Consider the following 2,314-nt stretch of genomic DNA (forward strand, 5'->3'; position numbering starts at 1 on the left):
CACGACCGTGGCCTCGGTGGGGCCGTAGGTGTTCCAGACCTCGCGTCCGGGACGGGCGAGCCGCGCGGCAGCAGGCTCGACTGGAGCGCCTGGGCGACCTCGGCGCTGCGCCGGTACCGGCGGGAGGCGCGGATCACCAGGGCGAGATGGCGGGCGACCCGCTGGACGACGCCCAAATCGGTCAGATCGAAGTAGCCGGATTCCGCGCCCGAGACCAGGGTGATCACGCCGAGACTGGTGCGGCCGTCCTCGATCGGCACGCACAGCACCGACGTCGCGGAGAGCAGCCCGCAGACCGAGACCCCTTCGGCGGTCCTGCCGAGGACGTCCAGATCCTCCACGTGCGGCTGGAGCGCCGACTGGCGGCTGCGGTGCACCTCGCTGGCCAGGGGGCCCGGCGCGAGCCCTTCGACCTGGTGGGCGGTCGAGGCCAGAACATCAGGACCGAACACGACCTGGCGGCGCAGCTCCGCGCCGTCGTGGACGTCCACGATCGCCCAGTCGGCGAGCTCGCCCGCCAGCAGCCGGGCGCAGCGGCGCACCGCGACGGCCTCGTTGAACAGCGGCTCGTCCAGCAGCAGTTCGGCGGCCATCGCCAGGACGTCCATCCGGTGCAGGACGGCCCCGACGGCGGTGTCGCTCTCCTCGCTGTGGCCGGAGACGGGCAGCCGGCCGTCCACGGGCATCGCCGCCGCGACGATCAGCGGGTCGACGCCGTCCTTGCCGCCCGCCGACACCAGGGTGACGGAGGCGTCGATCGACCGTTTGCCGGACAGGAACCTGACGTCGACCTCGGCCCGCTCCCCCGTGCGGACCACGGCGGCCAGCCGGGACCGGAGCGCGGCCCTGGTCTTCAGATCGCAGAACACCGCGAACGGGCGTCCTGCGGCGTAGCCGGAGGACGTGCCGAGGAGCTGGGCGGCCTGGGCGTTGACGCGGCGCACGTCGCCGTCCCTGTCGAGCAGGAACAGCGGCACCGGGGCCGCCTGGAACAGGGTCCGCAGGATCCTGCGCTCCTCGTCCGAGGCGCCCGCGGCGTCGCCCGCGGCACGGCCGCCGCCGAGCAGCCGCAGCGAGGTGACGGCCAGATCCAGCTCGATCAGGGCGGCGTCGAGAGTGGCCTTGAAGTCGGTGGCGGGGACGGACGCGGCCTCCCGCAGCTCACCGACCCTGGACTCGAGGTCGGCGATCTCCCGCAGGACGGATCCGAGCGGATCGGGATCCTGCGCGGGCGGTTCCGGCGTTGCGGACCTCATACAGCGGCGGCCTTAGTCGAGAGCGGGCTTCTGCCCGGCAACGATACGCCGGGCGAGGACGGTCAGTTTCACATGGCGGGTCTGGGAGATCCGCCGCAGCTCCTCGAAGGCCCGGTCGGCGTCGTAGCCGAACCGGTTCATCAAGATCCCCTTGGCCTGGTCGACGACCGCCCTGGCCTCCACGGCCTGCTGGAGCTGGACCACGGTCCGCTGGACGCCGCCGTACTGCTCGGTGTTGGCGACGGTCGTGCCGCCGATCGCGGCCAGCAGCGCGCCCATCGCGGACTCGGCCGGATCCAGCACCCCGGGACGGACCGCGAACAGCGTCAGGGTGACGATGGCGTCGCCGTCGACCGTCCCGCCGATGCCGGTCCTGCCGCCCTCGTAGATCGAGGTGTGGAAGGCGCGGACGCCTCTGCGGAGCATCGCGGCGCTCAGCCGGGGCCAGCGGGTCTCGGCGAGGGTGTCGTCGGAGCGGACCGTGGCGCGGGTGCGGACGGCCTCCAGCAGCGGCCCCTCGCCGTACTCGAGCTGGAGATCGGTCAGCTCGGCCAGCTCGGGATGGCTGGCGGCCCGCTGCTCGGGATCCAGCCGCCCGTCCAGGGTCCACCGGCAGCAGGTGGCTCCCGCGCAGCCCGGAACCACCCGAGCCGACAGGTCGGTCAGCCGGCGGAGGGCGCGGGCGGTCGACCGCTCGCGCACCAGCCCGAGCTTGACGACCTCCACTGCCATCTCATCGGAGAGCACGTATCCCACGGTATCGGGATCGCCGCCGTAAAGTGTCCGCTTCTGCTCGGCCATGGTCGGCCCGTGCCCTGTTCGTCCGGTTTCGAACGCGGGCTATGTTCTTGGGTGTGCCGCGCCTGAACGACGACCCCTATCCCCGTCCCGTCCCGCTGATCGGGGACGCCTCGGCGGCGACGGAGCGGGCCGCGGACCCCGCGGCCTGGGCTTTTCCGGCCGCCGACCGGAGCTCCTTCTACGGGGTGGTCGGCGCGCGGCGCGACATCCGGCGGTTCCGCGCCGACCCCGTCCCCGACGAGGTGCTGGCGCGGGTG

The 2,314-nt window shown here is 73.2% G+C and carries 3 protein-coding genes; 1 reads left to right on the top strand and 2 read right to left on the bottom strand.

Annotation, left to right across the window (positions count from 1 at the left end; all coding sequences use genetic code 11):
• Together ACYVE7_RS32775 and ACYVE7_RS32780 are read right to left on the bottom strand one after the other, a co-directional pair.
• A partial coding sequence (locus tag ACYVE7_RS32775; protein WP_460370302.1) for a PAS domain-containing protein occupies nt 1-1,256 on the bottom strand: 1,256 nt, incomplete at its 3' end.
• 12 nt (nt 1,257-1,268) lie between these two features.
• Nucleotides 1,269-2,003, bottom strand: coding sequence for an ANTAR domain-containing protein (locus ACYVE7_RS32780; protein WP_460370304.1), 735 nt, complete (start codon nt 2,001-2,003; stop codon nt 1,269-1,271).
• A 107-nt stretch (nt 2,004-2,110) separates the two neighbouring features.
• Here ACYVE7_RS32780 and ACYVE7_RS32785 point away from each other — a divergent pair.
• A partial coding sequence (locus ACYVE7_RS32785) for a hypothetical protein (RefSeq protein ID WP_460370305.1) occupies nt 2,111-2,314 on the top strand: 204 nt, incomplete at its 3' end.

The organism is Actinocorallia lasiicapitis, from assembly GCF_054778695.1.